The sequence below is a fragment of the Haloarchaeobius salinus genome (genome assembly GCF_024464185.1).
Classification (GTDB): Archaea; Halobacteriota; Halobacteria; order Halobacteriales; family Natrialbaceae; genus Haloarchaeobius; species Haloarchaeobius salinus.
Genome location: NZ_JANHAU010000002.1, coordinates 56,583 through 80,510 on the forward strand (window position 1 = coordinate 56,583; position 23,928 = coordinate 80,510).

23 protein-coding genes and 2 tRNA genes are annotated in these 23,928 nt (G+C 69.2%); 19 read left to right on the forward strand and 6 right to left on the reverse strand.

Translation table 11 applies throughout. From position 1 onward, the window contains the following. Positions 1–106 precede the first annotated feature (106 nt). The 3 genes from NO345_RS06800 to NO345_RS06810 form a co-directional block, all read right to left on the reverse strand. Positions 107–313 carry a hypothetical protein gene (locus tag NO345_RS06800; RefSeq protein WP_256297714.1) on the reverse strand — a complete coding sequence of 69 codons (207 nt, stop codon included), beginning with the start codon at positions 311–313 and terminating at the stop codon, positions 107–109. A 115-nt stretch (positions 314–428) separates the two neighbouring features. Then, positions 429–1,598, reverse strand: a complete 1,170-nt coding sequence (locus NO345_RS06805; RefSeq protein ID WP_256297716.1) for a 3-hydroxyacyl-CoA dehydrogenase — start codon at positions 1,596–1,598, stop codon at positions 429–431. A gap of 23 nt (positions 1,599–1,621) precedes the next feature. Further along, positions 1,622–2,962: an APC family permease gene (locus tag NO345_RS06810; RefSeq protein WP_256297718.1), complete on the reverse strand. Its 1,341-nt coding sequence runs from the start codon at positions 2,960–2,962 to the stop codon at positions 1,622–1,624. 234 nt (positions 2,963–3,196) lie between these two features. On the opposite strand from NO345_RS06810, the gene NO345_RS06815 reads away from it, so the two are divergent. From NO345_RS06815 to NO345_RS06850, 8 genes are all read left to right on the forward strand, one after another. Further along, on the forward strand, positions 3,197–3,607 hold the full coding sequence (locus tag NO345_RS06815; protein WP_256297720.1) for a ribbon-helix-helix domain-containing protein: 411 nt from the start codon (positions 3,197–3,199) through the stop codon (positions 3,605–3,607). A 73-nt stretch (positions 3,608–3,680) separates the two neighbouring features. After that, complete coding sequence (locus NO345_RS06820) at positions 3,681–4,259, forward strand: 2Fe-2S iron-sulfur cluster-binding protein (RefSeq protein ID WP_256297722.1); 579 nt, start codon at positions 3,681–3,683, stop codon at positions 4,257–4,259. A gap of 201 nt (positions 4,260–4,460) precedes the next feature. After that, the gene (locus NO345_RS06825; protein WP_256297724.1) at positions 4,461–8,348 is read left to right on the forward strand and encodes a COG1361 S-layer family protein; all 3,888 of its coding nucleotides are present in this window, start codon (positions 4,461–4,463) and stop codon (positions 8,346–8,348) included. A gap of 2 nt (positions 8,349–8,350) precedes the next feature. After that, a complete protein-coding gene (locus NO345_RS06830; protein ID WP_256297726.1) occupies positions 8,351–10,855 on the forward strand; it encodes an efflux RND transporter permease subunit in 2,505 nt (834 codons plus the stop codon). A 78-nt stretch (positions 10,856–10,933) separates the two neighbouring features. Then, positions 10,934–12,355 (forward strand): MATE family efflux transporter, encoded by a 1,422-nt coding sequence (locus NO345_RS06835; RefSeq protein ID WP_256299546.1) that lies wholly within the window; start codon positions 10,934–10,936, stop codon positions 12,353–12,355. Between the two features lie 102 nt (positions 12,356–12,457). Next, positions 12,458–12,589 (forward strand) — tRNA-Arg (locus NO345_RS06840). A gap of 157 nt (positions 12,590–12,746) precedes the next feature. Then, positions 12,747–12,819, forward strand: a tRNA-Arg gene (locus NO345_RS06845). 143 nt (positions 12,820–12,962) lie between these two features. Next, positions 12,963–13,748 (forward strand): HpcH/HpaI aldolase family protein, encoded by a 786-nt coding sequence (locus tag NO345_RS06850; protein ID WP_256297728.1) that lies wholly within the window; start codon positions 12,963–12,965, stop codon positions 13,746–13,748. A 5-nt stretch (positions 13,749–13,753) separates the two neighbouring features. On the opposite strand, the gene NO345_RS06855 is transcribed toward NO345_RS06850, so the two are convergent. Beyond that, positions 13,754–15,199 carry an MATE family efflux transporter gene (locus tag NO345_RS06855; RefSeq protein WP_256297730.1) on the reverse strand — a complete coding sequence of 482 codons (1,446 nt, stop codon included), beginning with the start codon at positions 15,197–15,199 and terminating at the stop codon, positions 13,754–13,756. Positions 15,200–15,494: 295 nt separating this feature from the next. Here NO345_RS06855 and NO345_RS06860 point away from each other — a divergent pair, with 295 nt between their 5' ends. The 3 genes from NO345_RS06860 to NO345_RS06870 all read left to right on the forward strand — a co-directional run bounded on the left by NO345_RS06860 (position 15,495) and on the right by NO345_RS06870 (position 17,521). After that, positions 15,495–16,145: a helix-turn-helix domain-containing protein gene (locus NO345_RS06860; protein WP_256297731.1), complete on the forward strand. Its 651-nt coding sequence runs from the start codon at positions 15,495–15,497 to the stop codon at positions 16,143–16,145. Between the two features lie 145 nt (positions 16,146–16,290). Then, complete coding sequence (locus tag NO345_RS19785) at positions 16,291–16,626, forward strand: CHY zinc finger protein (protein WP_256297733.1); 336 nt, start codon at positions 16,291–16,293, stop codon at positions 16,624–16,626. A 94-nt stretch (positions 16,627–16,720) separates the two neighbouring features. Continuing rightward, positions 16,721–17,521, forward strand: a complete 801-nt coding sequence (locus NO345_RS06870) for a hypothetical protein (RefSeq protein ID WP_256297735.1) — start codon at positions 16,721–16,723, stop codon at positions 17,519–17,521. 24 nt (positions 17,522–17,545) lie between these two features. Here the strand turns inward: NO345_RS06870 and NO345_RS06875 are convergent, their stop codons facing one another. Beyond that, positions 17,546–18,025, reverse strand: coding sequence for a deoxyuridine 5'-triphosphate nucleotidohydrolase (locus NO345_RS06875; protein WP_256297737.1), 480 nt, complete (start codon positions 18,023–18,025; stop codon positions 17,546–17,548). A 154-nt stretch (positions 18,026–18,179) separates the two neighbouring features. On the opposite strand from NO345_RS06875, the gene NO345_RS06880 reads away from it, so the two are divergent. The 8 genes from NO345_RS06880 (at position 18,180) to NO345_RS06915 (ending at position 23,556) form a co-directional block, all read left to right on the forward strand. Beyond that, positions 18,180–20,153: an aconitate hydratase gene (locus NO345_RS06880; RefSeq protein WP_256297739.1), complete on the forward strand. Its 1,974-nt coding sequence runs from the start codon at positions 18,180–18,182 to the stop codon at positions 20,151–20,153. 75 nt (positions 20,154–20,228) lie between these two features. Next, positions 20,229–20,717, forward strand: coding sequence for an HPP family protein (locus tag NO345_RS06885; RefSeq protein WP_256297741.1), 489 nt, complete (start codon positions 20,229–20,231; stop codon positions 20,715–20,717). After that, positions 20,714–21,187, forward strand: coding sequence for a ribosomal protein S18-alanine N-acetyltransferase (rimI, locus tag NO345_RS06890; RefSeq protein WP_256297743.1), 474 nt, complete (start codon positions 20,714–20,716; stop codon positions 21,185–21,187). Before NO345_RS06885 ends, rimI begins: the two co-directional genes overlap by 4 nt. 41 nt (positions 21,188–21,228) lie before the next feature. Further along, positions 21,229–21,651, forward strand: a complete 423-nt coding sequence (locus NO345_RS06895; protein WP_256297745.1) for a DUF5810 domain-containing protein — start codon at positions 21,229–21,231, stop codon at positions 21,649–21,651. Positions 21,652–21,675: 24 nt separating this feature from the next. Continuing rightward, complete coding sequence (locus tag NO345_RS06900; RefSeq protein ID WP_256297747.1) at positions 21,676–22,089, forward strand: DUF5809 family protein; 414 nt, start codon at positions 21,676–21,678, stop codon at positions 22,087–22,089. A gap of 37 nt (positions 22,090–22,126) precedes the next feature. After that, complete coding sequence (locus NO345_RS06905; protein ID WP_256297749.1) at positions 22,127–22,504, forward strand: hypothetical protein; 378 nt, start codon at positions 22,127–22,129, stop codon at positions 22,502–22,504. After that, positions 22,497–23,033, forward strand: coding sequence for an NUDIX hydrolase (locus NO345_RS06910; protein WP_256297751.1), 537 nt, complete (start codon positions 22,497–22,499; stop codon positions 23,031–23,033). Before NO345_RS06905 ends, NO345_RS06910 begins: the two co-directional genes overlap by 8 nt. Positions 23,034–23,217: 184 nt before the next feature. Further along, positions 23,218–23,556: a rhodanese-like domain-containing protein gene (locus NO345_RS06915; protein ID WP_256297753.1), complete on the forward strand. Its 339-nt coding sequence runs from the start codon at positions 23,218–23,220 to the stop codon at positions 23,554–23,556. Between the two features lie 46 nt (positions 23,557–23,602). On the opposite strand, the gene yciH is transcribed toward NO345_RS06915, so the two are convergent. Beyond that, on the reverse strand, positions 23,603–23,896 hold the full coding sequence (gene yciH / locus NO345_RS06920; RefSeq protein WP_089733931.1) for a stress response translation initiation inhibitor YciH: 294 nt from the start codon (positions 23,894–23,896) through the stop codon (positions 23,603–23,605). Positions 23,897–23,928 lie beyond the last annotated feature (32 nt).

Consider the following 23,928-nt stretch of genomic DNA (forward strand, 5'->3'; position numbering starts at 1 on the left):
ACTCCGGACGGTGGTCTCGCGATTCAGCGCTGTGGCCGGCTGACCCGGTAGTCACGTCACCTGCAGCGGCTGCGTCTATCAGAAGGGAACGGGAGCGCGTCGTCGGTCAGGTGTGAGCGACGGCGGTCCGGGATGGCCGACTCGCCATGTCCGAGGAGTCTTCCCGGTGGAGGGTGCGGGCGACGATGTACAGACCGGCTGCCAGTGCCATGAACCAGAGTGCGAACTCGGGATGCATGGCCAGCGAGAGCGTACACGCCGTACTCGCCATGATGATGCCGACCGTCAGGATCCAGTGCAGCCAGTACTTCATATCGTGGCGTTATTCTAAGGAGTAATAAATGTTCGCTTCCGTAGCACATTTCCCGCCGCTGTGATGCTGGTCGTCGTCAGGCACGCCACGTGACGGACTGCTCTCCCGGCAGACCCTACCCCAGCGACTCAGCGGGCTCGAACACGCCCGCCCCCGTCTCCGCGTACCGCGCTTCGAGCACGGCACGGAGCACGTCGCCGCCGACCATCCCCTCGATGTCGAACGGGCCGATGGCCCCGCCGCTCCCGCGCTTGAGGATCTCGTTCAGCGTCTCGCGGTCGGCCACACCGTCCCCCACCATCCGGTGGGCCTCGTTCACCAGCGCGGCGACGATGGGCTGGACGTCGTGGGGCGACTCGACGTCGGGGAGTACGGCCTCGCCGTCCTGCCAGATGAAAAAGCCCTCGCCGTCCTTCGCCCCGGCGCGGCCGTCGGCGACCATCGTCTCCATGCGCTCGCGGACCGGTTCGGGTGGGTCGAAGCGACCGCCGTACTCGACGGCGAGGTTGTCGACCGTCGCGAGGTGGATGTCGATGCCGATGAGGTCGACGAACGCCAGCGGGCCGCGCGGGAAGCCCATGTTCCGCGCGCCGACCTCGATGGCGGCCGCGTCGGCGTCGAGCAGTTCCCACGTGCCGGCGCACTTGATGGCGGCAGAGAGCCGGCTGAGGCCGTTCGCGCGGCGCTCGGTCCCGAGGCGGAACGGCGTCTTGCCCATGTCGCGTGCGACGGACTCGGCGAGTGCGAGCGCGTCCTCGCTGGCGGACTCGCCGTTGATCTCCACCACGTCGCGCGGGATGGCGGGGTTGGCGAAGTGGAAGAGGACGACCCGTTCCGGGTGGTCGGCCTCGGCGGCCACCGCGCTCGCGGTGAGCGAGGAGGTGTTCGTCCCGACGACGGCGTCGGGGGAGAGGACGGCCTCGAGTTCGGCGAGGACCCCCCGTTTCGCGTCGAGCGACTCGCTGATGGCCTCGACGACGAAGCCGCAGTCGGCGAGTACGTCGAGGTCGGTGGCATAGTCGATGCGGTCCGCGAGGGTGTCGGGGTCGCTGGCGTCGCCGTCGACCAGCCCGGCGTCGGTGAGTGCCGCGCCCGCCTCGGTTTCGAGGTACGATTCGGCGGCCGACAGCGCGTCGGGGTCCACGTCGACGAGGGTGACCGCGTGGCCGCCGTTGGCGAGGAGTGCGGCGATGTCGCGGCCCATCACGCCCGCGCCGACGACGCCGGTCCGCAGGCCGTCGCCAGTGGGGCCGTCGCCCGCGTGGTCCGTGGTGTCGTTCGTCATGTCACCTCGCACGAGGGCGGGGGTTAAAACTCCCCGTCGAACCCCGACAGCAGGGTGGTGCCCCGGTCGGCGAGGTAGCGCCGTCGAGCGAGCAGGTACGCGCCGCCGCCGAGGAGGGTGAGGCCCGCCCACGAAGCGAACAGCAGCGGGCTCTGACTGGCGAGCAGGACGAGGAGGACGGCGTTCGCACAGACCGCGGCGACGGCGAGGCCGACGGTCATCCGCGCCGGGACGGGAATCGGCGTCGCCGCGTAGCGCTCGGGATGCCGGCGGACGAACCGGACCGCGGCGACCATCATCGGGACGATGAGGACGATGCCACCGAAGCCCAGCAGCGAGCCGAGGTCCGCGACGGGGAGCGGACTGACCAGCGACGCGAGCGAGAGGGCGAACACGAGCGTCAGTCCCCAGTGCGGCGTGCCGAAGCGGTCGTTCGTCCGGGCCAGCGCGCTCGGGAAGAAGCCGTCGTCGGCGAGCACGACCATGTACTTCGGGGCGATGATGAACACCGCGTTGATGCTCGTCGCGATGGCGAACAGCGCGCCCCCGACGACGAAGAACGCGGAGAGGGCGGGCGGGAGCGCGACCTCGGCGGGAACCGAGAGCGTCGCACCGGCCATCGACCCCGGACCGGCCGCGCCGACGCTGCCGACGGCGACGAGCGCGGTGCCGACGTAGAGCACGAACACGAGGGGGATGCTCACTGCGAGCGACCGCGGGATGGTGACCGTCGCCGACTGCACGTCCTCGCCGAGGTCGACGATGAAGTTCGCGCCGAGGCAGACGAAGTAGAGGACGCCGGCACCCGTCAACATCCCGCCGACGCCGGTCGAGAGGAACGGCTCGAAGTTCGTGGTATCGACGGCGGGCGCGCCCACGACGACGAACACGACGAGGCTCGCGACGAGCGAGACGAACAGGAGCGCCTGCACGCCGGCGGCCACGTCGATGCCGGCGAGGTTCACGAGGTAGAAGGCGGTCAGGACGACGACGCCGATGGCGACCGGATTCACGGGTGTCAGCGAGTCGACGTAGCGCCCGAAGCTCAGCGCGTACACCGGTAGCCCGCCGCCGAACATGCTGATGGAGAGCCCCCACGCGGTGAAGAAGGCGACGACGGGCGACCAGAGCCGGCTCGGGTACCAGTAGTTCCCGCCCGTCACGGGCCGGGCGGCGGCCAGTGCGGCGGTCGGGACGAGGCTCATCGCGACGACGGTGAACGTGAACACGTACGACAGCGGGACCGCCGTCCCGGCGAGCGTGGTCGCCACGCCGGTCAGCGAGAACAGCCCCGCACCGACGATGAGCCCGACCTCGATGGCGACGGCCTGGAAGAGCCCGACGGTCGTGTCGTCGTCTGTCATCGCACCCCGCCGTCCGCGTGTCGTGGCTGTCGCAGTCTCGGTGCCGCCCCCGCGTGCATGTCCTTCTCTATCAGAGCACCGCCACAAATAGTCTCGGTGGCCGTCCGGGCTGTGACGGTTGTCTGACGCACGTCCGACGCCGCTCCCGGAGATCGGTGCAGCACGGCCACAGCGGGTGGAGAACGGTGCTGGACGGTCGGTCGATTTATTACCCCTTCGCTAACATGAGTGGGTATGGTAAAGAGCACGGTCCGATTCTCGGAGTCGACCGTCGAGGAGATCGAGTCCCTCGTCGATGAGGGCGTCTTCGAGAGCAAGTCCGAGTTCTACCGCTTCGCCTCGGAGTACATCCTGGAGCAGCTCTCGGACAGCTACGAGCCCTCGACCGTCGACTTCGAGGACATCAAGGCGGACGTGTTCCCGCAGGACCAGATCATCGAGTCCGCCGAGGACCACGAGTCCGGCCTCCCCTTCTTCGAGTCGGTCGCGACCGTGCGGCGGTTCGTCGTCCGCGGCAATCCGAGTGACGCCGAGGACTTCATCGACCACCACTACGCGACGAGTTCGCGCGATGCACTCCTGCTGGAGGAGCTGCTCGAACTGTACTGCCACCAGTACGGCGTCGACCGTCCCGGTCGGGAGTGAGAGCGGACGGCGACGCCACACGGGCGCGAGCAATCACAACTGAATTAAACCCGTACTTCCAACCGTCTCGCATATGGCTAACGAACTGGGAATCGCTATCGGGCTCTCCCTGACGGTCATCGCCGTCACGCTCCATCTCGTGCGTGGTACGTCCTGGAAGCCCAACGAGGACATCTCGCAGGACGTCCTCGAACATCGGGCGAGCACCGTCCCGGAGACCGACTTCCCCGAGCCGATGAACCGCTCCATCGGTGGCGGCGGCGCGGTCGGTGCCGTCGGCGCGGGCGACGCCGGCGCGGAGCTCGAGGAGGGCGCGGAGGAGGAGGAGTCGACGAGCCCCGCCGACATCCCGGAGGACGAGATCGAGCACTTCGACATCGAGTACACGAAGGAGGGCGAGACCATCTCCGTCGCCAACAACGAGACGCTGCTCGAGGCCGGCGAGGACGAGGGCTGGGACCTGCCCTACGCCTGCCGCGAGGGCCAGTGTGTCTCCTGTGGTGGTCACATCGCCGACGGTGACTCCCGAGATTTCGTCGAGCACGACAACCAGCAGATGCTCGACGAGCCCGAACTCGAGGACGGCTACGTGCTCACCTGCGTCGCCTACCCGCGTGGCGAGTTCACGCTCGAGACCAACGAGACGCCGTAGTCGGTCGACGCACGTTCTTCTCCGTTCGTCGCGGTGCAAACCAGTTCCGACAGTCACGGCGTAGGCGGTCACTGACCGAGTAACGCCGGACTTCTCCCTCGTATACGCTTCACTACAAAGGGCGCATTCGGCGTGTCTCCCCACGTCGATGCGTGAACCCCGCCGTCGGGTCGGACGGGTCGGAGAGGTGCCTGTAGCCCGATGAACCGCCGGGTCGTCCTTGTCGTTCTCCTCCTCGTGCTCGCTGCGCCGGCGTCGGCCGTCACGGTGGCCGACAACCCGGCTCCCGACATCGGCGACCGCTTCGAGCTGGTCGGCGTCGAGGGCTCGGTCACGGAGGCCGATGGCGGGCAGCTCACGGTCACCGTCGAGAACACCGGTGGGGCCGTCGCGGACGTGACGGCGGCGCTCTCTTCGGCCGAGGCCGACACCGGCGACCACGAGCCCCACGTCGGAACGTGGGCGGGCGGCACGGAGCACAGTTTCTCGTTCGACGTGGCGAGCGTCCCGCCCGGTGCCGGCACGTCCATCTCGCTGACGCTCACGCTGACGTACACTGCGGGCGGGACGGCGTACACGAAGACGCTCCAGCTGACCGTTGCGGTCGGTGGTGGCGGTGATGACGGTGATGGAGACGGTGGAGGAGATGGTGGCGCTGACGGCGGAGGAGACGGTGGCGGTGGTGGTGACGGCGGAGGAGACGGTGGTGATAGTGACGGCGGAGGAGACGGTGGCGACGGCGGCGCGGGCGTCGTCGACGCCACCGAGGTGTTCGAGGTCACGGACATCGAGACCGACGTGCAGGTCGGCTCGACCGGGACGCTCGCGGTGACCATCGAGAACGTCGGCGACGAGGACCTCACGGAGGCCGTCGTCTCGGCGTCGTCGCTGAACCGAGAGTTCCTGTTCGGGCGGAGCCCGAACGCCAGCCGGTTCGTCGGCGACTGGGACGAGGGCGAGGAGCGTACCGTCGAGTTCTCGGTGACGCTCGGCAACGAGTCGGTCACCGAGCCGTACCCGGTCGCGCTCTCGGTCGACTACCGGAACGAGGACGACGAACCCCGGGCCGTCCGGGGGCTCCGGATCGGCGTCCAGCCACGCAGCGAGCAGCGCTTCCGCGTGAGCGGCGTCGAGGGAGATCTCCGGGTCGGGGCCGAGGGCACGGTCGAGGGCGAGGTCGAGAACCGCGGCCCCGACGACGCCGAGGAGGCGGTCATCCGAATCCGGAGCAGCGAGGCGGCGATCCAGCCCCGTCGGACGGAGTTCGTCCTCGGCGACCTCGACGACGGCGAGGCGGAGGGCTTCGAGTTCCCCGTCGCCGTCGCGCCCGACGCCGAGCCCGGCGAGTACCAGCTCGGTTTCGTCGTGGTGTACCGCGACGAGGTGGGGAACCGGGTCGCCAGCCGCGGGCTCACGGGGACCGTCGAGGTCGACGACGAGGCGGCCGTCTTCGAGGTGACCGACGTGGAGACGAGCGTGCAGGTCGGCGAGCGCGGGACGCTCGCGGTGACCCTCGAGAACACCGGCGACGAGGACCTGACCGACGCCGTCGTCTCGGCGTCGTCGCTGAACCGCGACCTCCTGTTCGGCCGGAGCGCGAACGCCACCCGGTTCGTCGGCGAGTGGGAGTCCGGCGAGGAGCGCACCGTCGAGTTCTCGGTGGTGACGACGAACGACAGCATCACCGAGCCCTATCCGGTGGACCTCGCGGTCCGCTACGAGGACGAGGATGGACGGGCGAAGGTCGCCGACGACCTCCGCATCGGCGTCCGGCCGCGGAGCGAGCAGCGCTTCCGGCTCGACGACACCTCCGGGACCCTCCGGGTCGGCGCGGACGGCACGGTCGAGGGCGAGGTGACAAACCGCGGCCCCCAGACCGCCGAGCGGGCAGTCGTCCGGCTCGTGAACCCGCCACCGGGGATCGAACCACAGCAGGCGTCGGTCGTCCTCGGCGATCTCGGGTCGGGCGAGTCGGTCGGGTTCGAGCTGCCGGTCTCGGTCGCGCGGTCGGTGGAGCCCGGCGACCGACAGCTCCGGTTCGTCGTGGAGTTCCGCAATCGGGACGACGACCCTCGGCGAAGCACGCCGCTGCTTGGCACGTACGAGGTACGTGAGTTCCGCGACGACTTCGAGCTGGTCGACGTCGACTCGGACCTCCAGGTCGGCGAGGCGGGGACGGTGACGCTCGAACTGCGGAACCGTCAGAACCGCACCCTCGACGACGCGACGGTGACCCTGCAGTCCGCCAGCGGCGAGGTCCTCGTCGGTCGCGCCCCGAACGGGAGCCGCTTCGTCGGCGCGTGGGAGCCGAACGAGACCCGCGAGGTCGAGTTCACCGTCACCCCGACGAACGCGACCGACGAACAGCCGTACCCGTTCGTTGCGACGGTCTCGTCCGACGACGCGGACGGCGACAGACGGCGGAGCGACCCGTTCCGCTTCGGTGTGGAGCCGGACGAGGCACAGGCCTTCGAGCTCACCGACGCCGACGCGAACCTCCAGGTCGGCGACGACGGGACCGTCACCGCGACGGTGACCAACGAGGGGCCACGCGACGTCGAGAACGCGGTCGTCCGGCTGACCAGCGACGACCCGGGCGTCGTCCCGCAGGTGAGCCAGTACCCCGTCGGCGACCTCGACGAGGACGAGTCGGCGACCGTCGAGCTTCCGGTACGGGTCGCCCGCGACGCGAAGGCGGTGCCGCGACAGCTCTCGTTCGTCGTCTCCTACCAGACCGACGAGAACGAGCCACGGCGGAGCGACACGCTCGCCGAGCAGTTCGCCGTCGACGAGCGCGTCCCGGCGTTCGAGGTCGTCGACGTGGACTCGTCGGTGCAGGTCGGCGATGAGGGCACGCTCGAACTCACGCTGACGAACGCCGACGCCGAGGCCGCCAGCGACGCCGTCGTCACCCTCGCCACGAGAAGCGGCGAGCTGCTCGTCGGCCGTGCCGCGAACGGGAGCCGGTTCGTCGGCGACTGGGCTCCGAACGAGGAGCGCACCGTCGCGTTCACCGTCACGTCGACGAACGCGACCGACGTCCAGCAGTACCCGCTCTCGGTCTCGGTGAACTACGAGGACGAGGACGGCGACGAGCGCCGCTCGGAGGCCCGGACGCTCGGCGTCGAACCGCTCGACGAGCAGCGGTTCGCGCTGGCGGACGTGCGGAGCACGCTCCGCGTCGGCGAGGACGGCAACGTGACCGGGCTCGTGCGCAACGTCGGCCCGGGGACGGCCTTCGAGGCCGCCGTGCAGGTGTCGACGCGGAGCGAGACCGTCGTCCTCGACGAGGCCGAGATTTCGGTGGGGACGCTCGAGGCCGGCGAGAACGCGTCGTTCCGGGTTCCTGCGTCGGTCGTCTCCGACGCCGAGAGCACGCCGCGCCGGCTCACCGTCCGGGTGGTGTACCAGAACGCCGACGACGAGGCGAGACGGAGCGACCCGCTCGTCGCGGCCGTCCCCGTCGCCGGGCAGCGCGACGCGTTCCTCGTCAGACCGGGTAACGCGACCGTCCCGACCGGCGGCACCCGGGCGGTGACGCTGCTCGTGACGAACAACCGCGACCAGGTCGTCCGGAACGTGAACGCGAAGCTGTTCGCCAACGAGCCGCTGTCGGTACCCGACGACCAGGCGTTTGTCGACCGGCTCGCGCCGAACGAGACGGTCGAACTGCAGTTCCGCGTGTCCGCGGCGGGCGACGCCGTCACGAAGGACTACCCGCTCTCCATCGACTTCCAGTACGAGCAGCCCGACGGCGAGACGGAGCTCTCGCGGAGCCTCACCGTGCCCGTCACCGTCGCACAGCCGCCGGGGGACGGCTTCCCGTGGTGGGCCGTCGTGCTGGTGGTCGTGCTCGTGCTGTTCCTCGTCGGGCTGTTCCTGTGGGGTCGCCGCGCCGCGGAGGAGTCCGACGGCGAGGACGACGAGGCGGAGACGAACGGTGGACGCGACGCCGCCGCCGATGACGATACGGACGGCGCAGGGCTCGGAGACGCGAGCGGGGAGGACGGAGCAGCCGACAGGGCAGACGGCACGGGCGACGGGGACGACGAGCCCGACGGGGACGACGTACCCGACGGGGGCGACTGACGGTGTCGCGGGTCGACGCCGCCACGGACCGGGTCGCCGACCTCGTGGTCGACCGGCCTGGGGCCGTCGTCGCGGTCTTCCTGCTCGTGACCCTGCTGTTCGCGGCGGGGCTCGGGAACGTCTCGACGGAGGCCGGCACCGAGCAGTTCACCGAGGACAGCCCGGCGCAGGTCGCCCTCGACCGGGTGAACCGCGACTTCCAGCCGGTGTTCGAGCCCGACGAGGGGACGACCCAGCTCATCCACCGGTCGGGGAACGTGCTGGCCCGCGAGGAGCTGTTGCGGATGCTCCGAACGCTCGAACGCATCGAGGACCGCGAGTCGCTCCGCGTGTCGTCCATCGCCAGCCCCGCCCGGACCGTCGCACGGACGCTCGACCCCGAGGCGAGCGGACTCGAGGCCGAGGTCCGCGCAGTCGAGGGGGCGACCGAGCGCGAGATCGACAGGGCGGTCCGGCGGGCGGCCGCGTCGCCGGGCTTTACGGCGTCGCTGAGCGAGGACTTCAACGCGCAGTCCGCCAGCGCGTCGGCGTCCATCACGGTCGTGCGCCACCGCATCCCGGCGGGGCTGGAGTCGACGGCGGGGGCCGGTGGCACCAGCCCGCTGACCGACATCCAGCTCCGCACCGAGCGCGTCGTCGAGGCGGGCGGCGGCGACATCGTCGTCTTCGGGGCCGGCATCCTCTCCGAGGAGTTCTCGACCATCATCGGCGACTCGCTGCTCATCGTCGTCCCGGCGGCGGTTCTGCTCATCCTCGTCTTCCTCGTCGTCGCCTACCGCGACCTGGTCGACCTGCTGCTCGGGCTGGTGTCGCTGGCGATGGCGCTCGTCTGGACCATCGGTTTTCTGGGATTGGCCGACATCGCCTTCTCGCAGCTCCTCATCGCCGTCCCGCCGCTGCTGCTCGCGGTCGGCATCGACTTCGGCATCCACACCATCAACCGCTACCGCGAGGAGCGCGTCACCGGCACGGGCATCGAGGCGTCGATGCGGGTCGCGGCGCGCCAGCTGCTCGTCGCCTTCGGCATCGTCACCGCGACGACGGTCATCGGCTTCTCGTCGAACGTGACGAGCGGACTCGCACCCATCCGCGAGTTCGGCATCGTCGCCGCCGTCGGCATCACGTTCACGTTCTGCATCTTCGGCGTGTTCCTCCCGGCCGCGAAGGTGTTCGCGGACCGAATCGTCGCCCGGACGCCCATCCCGCAGTTCAGCCAGCGCCCGCTCGCACAGGAGGGCTCCGCGCTCGGAGCGATCCTTCCGGTCGGCATCGAGGTCGCCCGACGCGCCCCCGTCGTCTTCCTCCTGCTCGTCGCCGCGCTGACGGCGGGCACCGGCTACTACGGCACCGGCGTCGACACCTCGTTCTCCGACGAGGACTTCCTCCCGCCCGAGGAGACGGCGGCGTTCCTCGACGACCTGCCGGAGCCGTTCGCACCCGGCGAGTACACCGTGACGGGGACGACGAACTTCCTCGAGGCGAACTTCGCCGCCGCCGAGGACGACACCGTCGTCGTCTACGTCGAGGGGCCGATGCGCCGGAACGACGCGCTGGAGGCCATCCAGCGCGCGAACCGCGACCCGCCCGACTCCTTCGTCACCGAGAACCGGGAGGCCCGCTCGGAGAGCATCCTCGGGGTCATTCGGACGCACCAGAACCGCTCGGAGTCGTTCCGCCGGCTCGTCGACCGGAACGACCCCGACGACGACGGCATCCCGGAGCGCAACCTCGAACGGGTGTACGAGGTGCTGCTCGACTCCGAGTCGGGCGACCAGGCGCGACGCTTCCTCACCGAGGACTTCCGGAGCACCCGCATCGTCTACACCGTCGAGGCCGACGCCGAGCAGGCCGAGATCACGGCCGACGCCCGCGAGCAGGCCGACCGCTTCCGGTTCGAGGCGACCGCGACGGGCGCGACGGTCGTCTTCCAGGACATCGCCGACACCATCCTCGCGTCCGCCCTCCGGAGCCTCGTCATCGCCTTCGCGCTGACCGCCGTCTTCCTCGTCGTCGTCTACCAGCTGCTCGCCGGGCGGCCCTCCCTCGGGGTCGTCAACCTCGTCCCCATCGCGGTGACGCTCGGGCTCATCGCCGGGTCGATGCGCTTCTTCGGCGTGCCGTTCAACGCGCTCACCGCGACCATCCTCTCCATCACGCTCGGGCTCGGCATCGACTACTCCGCCCACATCGTCCACCGGTTCGTCGACGAGTTCGAGGCACGCGCGGCGGTGCTGCCCGCCATCGACGCCACCGTCCGGGGCACCGGCGGCGCGCTCACCGGGAGCATGCTCACGACGACCGCCGGGACCGGCGTGCTCGTGCTCGCCATCACGCCCGTCCTCGGTCAGTTCGGCCTGCTCACCGCACTCAGCGTGTTCTACTCCTACCTCACCGCCATCGTCGTCACGCCCTCCGCACTGGTCGTCTGGGGTCGGCTCACCGGGGCCGACCTCCACGCCAGCCGGACGGGTTTCGTTCACACCGCTCGCCCCGATTCAACAGATTGAAATCGATCTGTTTCGTTTCGAAGGACAGTGAGCACTCAGCCGTCCGACAGCATCACGGAGGGCGGACTGGTGCGACCGATGTTCCGGCTCGCCTGGCCCATCGTCGCCCTCCAGCTCCTCCAGGTCACGTACAACATCGCCGACACGTTCTGGCTCGGCCAGTTCGACACCGACGCGCTGGCCGCCATCAGCCTCGCCTTCCCCCTCATCTTCCTGCTCATCTCGCTCGCCGGCGGGTTCACCGCAGCAGGGAGCATCCTCGTCGCGCAGTACACGGGGGCCGACAGCGACCACTCCGCCGGCCGCGTCGCGGGGCAGACCCTCTCGTTCGTCTCCGTGCTCGCCATCGGGCTCGGCATCGTCGGCTACCTCCTCACCGAGGACATGCTCGCCGCCCTGCCCAGCCAGCAGGAGACCAAGGAGGCCGTCATCCCGCTCGCAGCCGACTACATGGAGGTGTTCTTCCTCGGCATCGTCTTCATGTTCGGCTTCTTCGTCTTCTCGTCGGTCATGCGCGGCTACGGCGACACCAAGACCCCGATGCGGGTCATGCTCGCCAGCGTCGCGGTCAACGTCGTCATCGACCCCATCCTCATCTTCGGCGTCGGTCCCGTCCCCCAGCTCGGCATCCAGGGCGCGGCCATCGCCACCGTCGCCTCCCGCGGGCTCGGCTCCATCCTCGGCATCTACATCCTCTTCTTCACCGACGCCGGCCCCGACGTCGACGTCTCCCACCTCAGACCCGACCTCGACGTCGTCCGCGACATCGTCCGCCTCGGCGTCCCCACCGCGCTCGAACAGTCCGCCAGCGCCTTCGCCATGGTCACGCTGACCGCGATGATCGTCCTGTTCGCGCCGCCCGTCGTCGCCGCCTACGGCCTCGGCAACCGCATCGCCTCGCTCATCTTCCTCCCCGCGATGGGACTCGGCCGCGCCACCAACACCATGGTCGGCCAGAACCTCGGGGCCGGCAACGCCGCCCGCGCCGAGCGCGCCGTCCACCTCGCCGCCACGGTCGCGGCCGGCATCCTCCTCGTCGTCGCCGTCGTCGTCTACCTCTTCCCCGAACCGCTCGTGAACGCCTTCGTCAACGAGAACATCGACAACGCCACCGCCACCATCGACTACAGCGCCGACTACATCCGCGTCCGCGCCTTCGAGTTCGCCTTCATCGGCGTCCTCCAGGTCGTCCTCGGGGCCTACCGCGGCGCGGGTAACACCAAGACCGCGCTCGCGTTCTCACTCGTCGCGCTCTGGATCGGCCGCGTCGCCACCGTCGGCGTCCTCGCGTTCGACCCCATCCCACTCATCGGGACCGTCCCGTTCACCGACTTCACCGGCTACGGCCTCGGCCCCGACGGCTTCTGGACCGGCATGGCCCTCGGCAACATCGTCGGGGGGATCGCCGCCGCACTCTGGTTCACCCGGGGCACCTGGAAGGAGGCGTACATCGAGAAGGGCGTCGGCGAGTCGCCGTCGCCCGCCGCCGGCGAGGAGTGAGCGGTTCCGATACCCTCTGCTGAGCCCGTTCGAAGCGCTCCGAACCTGGGGGATTGCTCAGTTCATAACGGTTATCACAGCGGATGGGCTATGCGTAGGTGAGGGCCCGTAGCTCAGTGGACAGAGTGCTTGGTTCCGGACCAAGATGTCGCGGGTTCAAATTCTGTCAGAGCAAGCTCTGACAACCTCCCGTGAGCGAGCGCCAGCGAGCGAACGGGAGTCCCGTCGGGTCCGTTCCCTTGTTTCACTTCGGTCGGTCCCCCGACGACCCCCGCGAACGCTCCGCGTTCCCTCGGTCCCGTCGGGTTTATGTTGCTGTCTTATATCCCCGATACCGGCAGAATGTCCAGTTCACAACGGTTATCACAGCGGGTGGGCTATGCGTAGGTGAGGGCCCGTAGCTCAGTGGACAGAGTGCTTGGTTCCGGACCAAGATGTCGCGGGTTCAAATCCCGTCGGGTCCGTTCCCTCGTTTCACTTCGGTCGCTCTCCCGACGGGACTCCCACTCACTCGCTAACGCTCACTCGCGGGAGTCCCGTCGGGTCCGTTTTCCTGCATACCTACCGCCAGCCAAACACCCTTCACACCTCTCTCCGAACGCCCGGCATGGAACGCCTCCAGCGATTCGACCGACTGAAGGACCAGTTCAGGAGCGGCGAGCAGGTAACTGGCGGCTGGGTCTCCATCCCGCACGGCGAGGTCGCCGAGCTCACGGCCAGGCACGACTACGACTTCGTCTGCGTGGACATGGAGCACGCCCCCACCGACGTCTCCGACCTGGGCGACCTCGTCAGGGGCATCGACGCCGCGCCGGGCGAGACCGTCCCGCTGGTCCGGGTGCCGGGCAACGACGAGGTGGTGATCAAGCGGGCACTCGACGCCGGCGTCGGCGGGCTGATGGTGCCCAGAATCGACACCGCCGCGGACGCCGAGGCGGTGGTCGCGGCGTCGACGTACCCGCCCGAGGGCATCCGCGGTACCGCGGGAACTAGGGCCTCCGGGTTCGGCGCGGACCTGCCCGCGTACCTCGACGGGGCGGACGACGCGCTCACGAGGATCGTCCAGATAGAGACCCTGCCGGCGCTCGAGAACGCCGCGGAGATCGCCGCCGTCGAGGGCATCGACGCGCTGTTCGTCGGGCCGGCGGACCTCTCGGTGGCGCTCGACGTACCGCTCGAGTACGGGGCCGACGCGTTCGAGGACGCCGTCGAGACGGTCGTCGAGGCCGCCGAGGAGGCTGGGATTCCGGTCGGCGTGTTCGCGACGGACCCGGGCCGGTTCGGGACGTGGGCCGAGCTGGGCTTCGACTTCGGCGTCATGGGCTACGACGCCGGCTTCCTGCGGGCGGGGAACGAGCGGCTGCTGTCGGCGTACGACGAGGAGTGGGGCTGAGGAGGTCAGTCGTCGGCGACGGGCTGGTCGGGGCGGTACTCGCGGCTGATGGCCTTCCACTTGCCCGTGGAGAACCGCCAGTAGTTGATGGCGGCGGGGACGATCGTCTCCGCGAGGAAGGAGAGGTAGAGTCCCCAGATGCCGAGCGGCGTCACCGCCCCGAGGTACGCGAGCGGGATGGCGACGCCGAACATCCCGATCGCCTGGCTGTAGAACGGCCAGCGGGTGTCGCCGCTGGCGTCGAGCGGGCCGGCGGTCGCGGCCTTGACGCCGCCGGCGATGACGGCGACGCAGGCGGCGTAGACGAGCCCCCGTGCGACGGGGATGGCGGTGTCGCTCGGGCTGTCGACGAACAGCCCGACGATGGGCTCGGCGAAGACGGCGACGATGACGGCCGCGACGGCGTAGGTGGCGACGGAGAACGCGACGATGTCGCGGGCGTAGGACTCCGCGGCGGCCTCGTCGCCCGCGCCGAGTTCCTGCCCGACGAGGCTGCTGGCGGCGAGCCCGAAGCCCCAGCCCGGCGTGTTCATCAGGCCCCAGATGCGCCGGCTGATGACGTACGCGGCCACGACCGTCGAGCCGAACAGCCCGACGATGGCGAGCATGGGGAACTTGGCGACGGTCCAGACGAGGTTGCGCCCGACGACGGGCAGGCCGATGCGGACGAGGTCGCGGAGGTCCCCGAGGACGGCGTAGGAGCCGGTGGGCGAGACCTGCACCGGAAGGTCGCCGAGCAGGGGGAGCCGGCCGGCGGCCAGCGCGACGGCGAAGACGCCGGTGATGAGTGCGTTCGAGAGCACGGTGCCCCACGCCGCGCCCTCGACCCCGAGACCGAGCCCGAAGATGAGCACGGCGTTGAGGGCGATGTTGGTGACGGCTCCACCGGCCCGGAGCACCATCGGCGTCCAGGCGTCGTCGAGGCCGATGTAGATGCGGCTCCCGACGAGGTTCAGCCCGGCGAAGGGGACCCCGAGGGCGAGGATCTTGAGGTACGCTCCGCCGAGCTCGGTCGGTCGGGCCTCGCTCGACAGCAGGTCGACGAGTTCGAACGGGATCGACCAGAACAGCACGGTGACGGGGAGGGTGACGGCGACGACGAGGAGCGCACTCGCCCGGATTGCGTCGCCGAGTTCGTCGTAGGCCTCGCCGCCGAAGCGCTGTGAGACGAGGGCGATGGTCCCCGCGGCGAAGCCGCCGCCGAGCGAGAAGGCGACACCCCAGTACGGGGAGGCGAAGCCGACGCCGGCGATGGCGGTGCGGCCGACGGCGACGCCGACCATCGCCACGTCGACGGCGCTCTTCGACATCCGCGCGAGACCCGTGACGATGCGCGGCCACGCGAGGTCCGTCGTCCGGCGCACGTGCTCACGGGAGACGAGGCCGAGGCGGGCCAGCGCGAGCCCGATCCAGAGGATGCAAAGGCGCACGGGGTTCGGCGGACGGTACACACGGTACCTATTTCGAACCGAAACAAATGAGTTGCGTCTCACCGGCAATCGGGTTCTGTGTTCTATCCAAGGACACGCCTCGAAAGTTCAACTATTGGTGTTTTGATACACTGCCCCGGGTTCAGCACTCCCGGCGGAAACCAACGAAAAACCTGTATATTCAGGCACCATTGATATATGGGTATGACCTCCAGCGAGTAGTAGTGGTCACACCTACGTCATGTCCTTCCGACTACGGAACCGTGGTCCGACTGCAGCGCGCATCCACTGCTGACTCCCGCCGGTAGCCACGCTAATGTTCGTCCAATTCACTCTCGACTCCCCACTCCTCGACCGGGCCCTCTCTGCCGTCCCCGACCTCAGTCTCGACATCGAGAAGCTCGACTCCTCGCCGACCGTCCCGCTGCGCGTCGTCTTCTGGGCGCGCGGCGAGTCGCTCGACGAGTTCGAAGACGCGCTGGCGCTCGACCCGACCGTCGAGACGTTCACCGTCCTCGCGAACGAGCGCTCGCAGCGACTCTACTGCGTCGTCGTCCCCGAGAACGTCCCCTGTGTCGACCTGTACGCCCGCTTGATAGACCTCCACGGCGTCCTCGTCGACGCGACCTGTGACGACTCCGGCTGGACGATGGAGATGCTGTTCCCCGACCGCGACGCGTTCGGCTCGTTCCGTCGCGCCTGCGAGGCGGCGGAGCTGTCGGTGACCGTCGAATCCATCCACAGCGGGCAGGTCGGCCGGACGACGGCGGACGCCGACCTCACGCCCGCCCAGCGCGAGATCCTCTCCCGGGCCGTCGATGTCGGCTACTTCGACATCCCCCGGGAGACCACGCTCCGGGGCCTCGGCGACGAGGTCGGCGTCTCCGGACAGGCCGCCTCCGAACGTCTGCGGCGCGGCATGGAGACGCTTGTCCGCGAGACGCTCTCCGACCACATCGAGGAGTAGCAGCTCGTTCGTCGGCGGGTCCGTTATCGGTCCCCGCCGCACTCGACCGAGTGTCGGGCTGCTCGTCTGGAACGCCCCGATTCGCGCCGTCACGGAGACGCCACGAACCGCAAGAGAGGTGTCGTCGCCGCCCCACGTTCTCCCCGTGCGACGAATCGCCGAGCACCACGTCTTCGGCGTCTCGGTCGACGCCGAGACGCGCTGTGTACACTACGACGAGGAGTACGACGTGCTGGCGCTGCGCTTTGGCTGTTGCGGACGCTTCTTCCCCTGTTTCGAGTGCCACGACGCCGTCACCGACCACGCCCGCGAGCCGTGGCCACGCGACCGGTTCGACGAGGTCGCGGCGCTCTGTGGCCGCTGCGGTGCGACTCTCACCGCGAACGAGTACCTCGCCGCGCCCGGAACGTGTGCGGACTGCGGTGGCGCGTTCAACCCGGGCTGTGCGGCCCACCACCACCTGTACTTCGAGGGGCAGTAGTCCCCCATCCGCCGGTGATCGCCCCGACGGCGAGGTCGGACCAAAAAGGTTGTAGCGACGTGGCCGCAACCCTCGCCGCAACGACCGACCCGCAATGTCCACACGAACCCACGTCCTCGTCCCGCTCGCGCTCGCCCTCCTCGTCGCGCTCGCCGGCTGCACCGCCATCGGCGGCGGTCCCGGCGACCAGGACGGCGACGGCCCCGGCGAGGGACAGGAGATCCGGAGCGAGGTCGCCAACGAGATGGCGTCCATCGACTCGTACAACTACTCGATGGTGACGGCCGTCGAGTTCCAGGACAACGAGCAGGTGACCGAGTCCAGCGGGACCGTCGACGTCGCCGCCCAGCGGATGGTCTCCGAGAGCGTGACGACCGTCCGGACGAACTCCTCGCGGACCAGACAGGGCTCGACCGCCTACGTCTTCGGCGAACAGCAGTGCCTCGAACTCGGCGGTAGCTGGGAGCAGTCCACCGTCGACCGTAGCCCGTGGCGCTCGGGGACGAACGTCAGCGTGCTCACCGAGCTCCTCAACAGCTCGAGCGCGCGTCTCTCCAACGACACGTACCGCGGACAGGACGTCCACGTCATCGTCGTCGAGCCGAGCGACGATGCCGTACAGACGCTGCTCGGGGACACCGGGTCCGACGTCGAGTTCACCGGCGTGACCTACACGCAGTACGTCGACACGGAGTCCAAACGGCTCCTCCGGTCTGACATGAACGCGACCTACTTCGCCAGCGGGCGGGAGGTCGATCTCACCGTCTCGATGCGCTTCTCCGACTTCAACACGAGCCACCCCATCGAGCTACCACGGGCCGCCGTCGGCAGCAACGGTAACGGGCCGTGTGCGGGGATGGCGGGCAACGGCTCCGACGCGAACCTCGCGCTGTAACCGCAGCGGTCGCGCTCCGCCGCGCTACAGGTTCTCGCCCTGGTAACTGCCGTCGTACTCCTCGACGTGTTCGGCCTCGGCGAGCACCAGCTGGGCGATGCGCGCCCCCTCGGCGATCTCGACGTCGTGGTGGACCTGTAGCAGGCCCTCGCCGCGTCCCTCGTAGCCGGCGTCCCAGACCGCCGTGTTCAGCATGCAGGAGTTGCGCATCAGCGACGAGCGCGGGTAGACGAAGCCGACGTGGCCGGACGGGATGGCGATCTGCTCGCCGTAGCGGGCGACGTAGGTGCCGGCCTCGAGGTAGTACGTCGGCGTCCCCTCGTCGGTGTACTGCTCGGACTCGATCTCCTGCCGTTCGCCGATCTCCTTGCCCTCGTGCCGGATGCGCCCCGGCTCGCGCTGCTCGAACACGGTCTCGACGGTGAGGTCGACGCCGTTGGGCTGGACCTGGTCGTCGGTCGTCGGCGACACGTGCTCCGCGACGAACTGCCCGGAACGGTACATACTCCGACGCCCGTCCGATACCGGCAAAGGTGTTGCCGTTTCTCCGCGCCGGCAAGGATTGCGCGAATCGACAGCCACGGCCCCGAAAACCGCACGGTCGTCCATCCAAAACACGCGGGATTTATGGTCGCGGGCGGCCGAACTTCACCTTGCTATGGGACAGACGCTTACAGAGAAGATTCTCGATGACCACCTCGTCGAGGGGGAACTCGAAACCGGCGAGGAGATTGGTATCGAGATCGATCAGGTCCTCACACAGGACACGACGGGAACGATGGTCTGGCTGCAGTTCGAGGCGATGGGGCTGGACGAGGTCCAGACCGAGATCGCCGCGCAGTACTGCGACCACCAGACATACCAGTTCGACTTCAAGAACACGGACGACCACCGCTTCCTCCGGTCGGCCGCCGGCACCTACGGGGCACACTTCTCTCGCCCCGGCAACGGTATCTGCCACAACGTCCACAAGGAGAACTTCGCCGCGCCCGGCAAGACGATGCTCGGGTCGGACTCGCACACGCCGACCCCGGGCGGACTCGGTGAGCTCGCTATCGGCGCGGGCGGTATCGACGTCACCGTCGCGATGGGCGGTGCGCCGTACTACATCGAGATGCCCGAGGTCGTCAACGTCCGACTCGAGGGCGAGCTCCCCGCGTGGGCGACCGCGAAGGACGTCATCCTCGAGATGCTGCGTCGCCTCTCCGTAAAAGGCGGCGTCGGCAAGGTGCTCGAGTACACCGGGCCGGGCGTCGAGACGCTCTCCGTGCCCGAGCGGACCACCATCACCAACATGGGCACCGAGCTCGGCGCGACCTCCTCCATCTTCCCGACCGACGAGAAGACGAAGGACTACCTCGCCCGCCAGGACCGCGAGGGCGACTTCGTCGAGATCGGTCCCGACGAGGACGCCGAGTACGACGACGAGATCGTCGTCGACCTCTCCGACCTCGAACCGCTCATCGCCGAGCCGTCCATGCCCGACAACGTCGTCCCCGTCCGCGAGGTCGAGGGCGTCGAGGTCAGCCAGGTCATGATCGGCTCCTGTACGAACGGCGGCTACGAGGACATCCTCCCGGCCGCGAAGATGGTCGAGGGCCGCGAGATCAACAAGAAGACCGAGATGATCGTCGCGCCCGGCAGCAAGCAGGCAAGCGAGATGCTCGCCCGCGACGGCTGGGTCGCCGAGATGATGGCCGCCGGCGTCAACTTCTCCGAGGCGACGTGTGGTGCCTGTATCGGCATCGGCCACGTCCCCGCCAGCGACTCCGTCTCGCTGCGCACCTTCAACCGCAACTTCGAGGGCCGCTCCGGCATCGACGACGACTCCGTCTACCTCTGCTCCCCGGAGGTCGCCGCCGCCGCCGCGCTCAAGGGCGAGATCATCGACCCGCGCGACCTCGCCGACGAGCTCGGCGACCTCGAGGACCCCGGCTTCGAGCTCCCCGACGAGTACGACGGCTCCAAGGCCGACCTCATCACGCCCGACGAGGCCGTCGACGACGAGCTCGTCAAGGGCCCGAACATCAAGGACGTCCCGCTGAAGGACGCACTCGACGCCGAGCTCTCCGGTGAGAACCTCCTCAAGATGGAGGACAACATCACGACCGACCACATCACGCCCGCGAACGCGGACGCCCTGATGTACCGGTCGAACATCCCGGAGTACGCGAAGTTCACCCTGACCCGCATCGACGAGACGTTCCCCGAGCGCGCCGAGGCCGCCGACGGTGGCGTCCTCGTCGCCGGCGAGAACTACGGCCAGGGCTCCTCGCGCGAGCACGCCGCGATGTGTCCGATGTACCTCGGCATCGACGCCGTCTTCGCACAGAGCTTCGCCCGCATCCACAAGGCGAACCTGTTCAACTTCGGCATCGTCCCGTTCATCATCGACGAGGACGCCTACGCGAAGATCGACCAGGGCGACGAGCTCACCGTCGTCGACGACATCCGCGAGGGCGTCGAGTCCGGCCAGGAGGAGTTCACGGTCAGCGTGAACGACGACTGGGAGTTCACCGCGACGCTCGACGCCTCCGAGCGCGAGCGCGACATGCTCGCGGTCGGCGGCAAGCTCCCGTGGACGAAGCAGCGCGCCCAGGGCGGCGACGGCGCGGCCCCCGCGGACGACTGAGCTCGCACTCGCGACTGCAGCACCGACCTCGTTCTTTCGACGCGCTCAACACGGGCGAGTGACAACACCGGTTCGATGGACTCCCCGAAGCACGCACTGGCCGGGCTGTTGCTCGCGATCCCGGCCGCCGTCGCCTGGGCTTCGGGTGCGGCGTTCGTCTTCCCGAGTCTCGGACCGACGGCGTTCGTGCTCACGAACGGGCAGGACCCCGGCCCCCGGCGCGTCGTCGGTGGCCACGTCGTCGGCGCGCTCGCGGGGCTGCTCGCCCACCGTGCCGTCGCCGTCGGTCTCGTCGTCCAGACCGAGGCCGCGGCGTTCGCCCCCGCGCAGGGTCGTGTCGCACTCGCGGGCGTGCTCGCCCTCGCGGCCACCGCGGTCGGAATGCGTGCGACCGGGACGGTCCACCCGCCGGCGTGTGCGACCACGCTCATCGTCGCGCTGGGGCTGCTCGCGACCGTCGTCGACGTGGCCGTCATCGTCCTCGGCGTCTGTCTCCTCTACGCCGCCTTCCGGGCGGGCACCCACGTGATTGATAATCGCGCCGGCCGTACCGTCGGGTCGTGACGACCGTCACACGGGACGCCGAGGACGACGACCTCCACATCCGGCGGGCCGAGCACGCGGACCTGCTCGCCGTCTTCCGCATCGAGAAGGCCGTCTTCCCGCAGCCGTGGCCGTTCGACGCCTTCCAGCGGTTCCTCGACGAGCCTGGGTTCCTCGTCGCGACGGAAGGGGGGAAGGTCACCGGCTACGTCGTCGCCGACACCATCCCGAACCACGGGCGTTCGCTCGGCCACGTCAAGGACCTCGCGGTCCACGAGTCGCGCCGCGGCGAGGGCATCGGTCGCCGGCTGCTCGCGCGGGCACTCGCGACGCTCGCGACCCTGAACGCCACCTCGGTCAAGCTGGAGGTCCGCGTCGGCAACAAGCCCGCCCGCTCGCTGTACGAGGACTTCGGGTTCGAGGCGCTCCGGCGCGTCCCCCGGTACTACGACGACGGCGAGGACGCGCTCGTGATGGTCAGAGACCTGTGAGAAGCGCAAAGGGCTTTCCTCCCGAACACTTGCCCACGCACATGGGATACGAGTGTCCGGTCTGTTCGGTGCCACACGCTGACGCCGAGCATCTGGCGAACCACCTCGCGTTCACCGCGATGCTCCACGGGGACGCACACGAGGACTGGCTCGCGGAGCACGCACCGGAGTGGGAGTCCTCGAGCCCCGAGGCGCTCGGGCCGGTCGTCGCCGAGGCGGTGCCGGAGACCGAGTTCGAGCAGGTGTTCGAGGACACGACCGACGGCCACGACCACCAGCACGGCAGCTTCGAGGACGCGGTCGCCGAGGGCGTCCGTGACAGCCACCCTGGGCCGGCCACGGCGGACCACGAGGAGGTTCTGCAGGAGGCCAGAGAGCTGACCCGGCAGATGCACGAGGACGGCGAGGACGCCACAACCGAACGCGAGGACGCGGCGGGCGAGACCGACACCGAAAGCGAGTAACCGTTCCCGGTCCCCTGTTCAGGTATGCACACCGTCGGAGAGCTGCGCCCCGAGACCGAGGAGACCGCTCGCGAGGTGTACGAGGGGGTCGGGCCGACCGCACAGCTCGTCGTCAAGGAGGTCGCGAAGTCGATGCGCTTCGACCGCGAGGAGTACCGCGAGCGCGTCGACGCGGACGTGGTGGAGACGGCCCGCGACGTGCTCTTTGCGGCCGAGCTCGCCGTCCACGTCGGCACCCGCGAGGAGTACGAGGACTGGGCCGACGAGTTCGACGGCGAGGTCCACGAGACGGGAAGCGAACACGTCGGGAACGTCGCCTGGCACGTGGCACCCTTTGCCGACGAGGCGGTCGCCGCGACGTTCGCCGCGGAGGAGGACGCCGCGGTGGACACGCTCCGCCGGCAGGCGCTCGGGCGGATCTACCACGAGCGGCTGTGACGAAACCCCCTTACTCGTCCCGTCCCAACCGCCGCGTATGCGACAGCGCTACCTGCTGCTCCTGGTCGGGCTGGTCCTCGCGCTGCTGGCGCTCGGTGCGCTGCCCTCCCTCCTCGCGAGCGGCGACCCGTACTACGTGACGGCGACCGAGGTCGACAGCGACCACGCCACGGTCGACGTGACGAACTTCTCCGAGCGACAGTACCCGTACCTGTCCGCCGCGCTCGAGGACGGCCGGTCGGGGAGCTACTACGAGGGTCCGGTCGGCATCAAGGGGGCGTTCACCCACTCGCCGTTCGACGAGTTCGGCGCGCTCCGGACGCGCTCGCCCGACGCCGTCGACGACGACGTGGCCTTCGTCCAGCACAACGGCACGGTTTACCGCCTGGAACTCACACGGGAGACCGATGAGTGATCCCGACGAGTGGACGCTGCAGGAGTCGGTCGCCGAGTACGAGACCGGCTGGTACACCGGCGGCTACGACCTCCTGACACAGCCCGACGGTAGCGAGAAGCGGTACTACTGGGCGGAGCTGCCGGACGCGGTCGTCGTCGTCGCCGTGGTCGACGACCAGGTGCTGTTCGTCGAGCAGTACCGCCCGGCCATCCGCGAGACACAGCTGGAGCTACCGGCGGGCATCGTGGAGGACGGCGAGTCGTACACGACCGCGGGAGCGCGCGAGCTGCGGGAGGAGACGGGCTTCGACCCCGCGGGGGTGTCGCTGCTCCAGGAGTTCTGGTGCTCGACCGGCGTGCTCCGGCACCGTCGCGGCATCGTCTTCGCGGAGGGGCTGGAGCCGGCCGAGCGCGAGCTCGACAGCAACGAGTTCCTGACGGTGCGGACCGTGCCGGTCGACGAGGCACTCGACCGGGCGCGTGCACCGCCGACGAACGACGCGACCGTCGAGGGCGTGCTGCTCGCGAAGGAGGAGGGCCTGCTGTAGGGCACTCCTGGCGCTGGTCTGGGGGGCGGACAGGCGGCGCTCGCTACTCCCGCGCCGGTGCGCTGCACACCCGCCGTGGCCGACGCGGGCCGTCGTCACTGCATCGCCGCGTCTGGCCGCCCCTTCTGTCTTGAACCCTCGCAGTCCAGCAGGCTTACCTCCGTCCGGGCGTACACTCGTGACGATGGACGGCGAGATCCGACCCGACGAGGTAAAGGAGCGACTGGACGACGGCGACGACCCGCTCGTCGTCGACATCCGGAACGAGCTGGCGTTCAAGCGCGGGCACATCCCCGGCTCGACGAACCTGCCGTTCCAGCGGCTCCCGACCGAGGTCGAGCTCGTCGCGGGCCACGACCACGTCGTGACGGTGTGCCCGCACGGCAAGTCGAGCGTGCAGGCCGCCCGGCTCATCGCCTCCTACGAGGGGTTCGACGGCACCGTCGAGAGCATGGCCGGCGGGCTCACCGCCTGGGAGTGGGAGCTGGAGCGCGCCGAGGAGGCGGGCGACACGCCGTTCTAGCGCGGCCGCTCGACGCCGAGAGAGCCGGAAAAGCGAAGCCGTTGGGTCAGGCGACGTTGAACCCGCGCTCGCGGAGGAAGTCCTCGATGCGGCCCGAGTGATTCCCCTGGAGTTCGATGTGGTTGTCCTCGACGGTGCCCCCACAGGCGAACTTCGACTTGAGGTCCGACGAGAGGCTGTCGAGGTCGACGTCCTTCGCGTCGAACCCTTCTATCACCGTTACTTCTTTACCGTATCTTCGCTCGTCAATGCGGATGGTTATCTCAGTGTCGCCCTTGGCAACGTCTTCGCAGACGCAGAGTTCCTCGGGCAGTCCGCACGTCGAGCAGACTTCCGACATTACAGGTTGGACCTACGAATTCGCCATATTAA